The following is a 396-nucleotide window of genomic DNA, read 5'->3' as shown; positions in this document are numbered from 1 at the left end:
GAACCACCCGTGGAAGTTATCGATTAGCGCATAAGTAATGGCATCTCCGTCGTTGTCCGCAACATGGGCGGTGATGTGTACCGGATCGTATGTAGAGGCGCTCTCCGATACCTCGTTCGCTACTGCGTCGGTATCTGAAATGGTCTTGCCGGTTAAAACATCATCGGTATCTGTTGTGGTATCGTCCGTTACAGTGATGGTAAAATCTCCGGTGGTCGATGAACCGTCAGCAGAGGTAGCCGTTACGGTTATTTTTGCTGTTCCGTTGGTTAAAAGGTTCGATTCGTAATCGATGTTGCCCGCTACGCTTACAACACCCGTAGATGGATCTATCGTAAACCAGCCGTGGAAATCATCGCTTAGACTGTAAGTCACAGCATCGCCATCATTATCAAC

Annotated in this window: 1 protein-coding gene; it reads right to left on the bottom strand. The window is 48.7% G+C overall.

Annotated elements, in window-relative coordinates; all coding sequences use genetic code 11:
- Window positions 1–396: cadherin repeat domain-containing protein (locus NQ163_RS20660; protein ID WP_268192199.1), on the bottom strand; the 396-nt coding region annotated here is incomplete at both ends.

Source organism: Marinifilum sp. D737, from assembly GCF_026672275.1.
Lineage (GTDB): Bacteria > Bacteroidota > Bacteroidia > Bacteroidales > Marinifilaceae > Marinifilum.
This window is presented reverse-complemented; position numbering and strand designations above follow the sequence as displayed.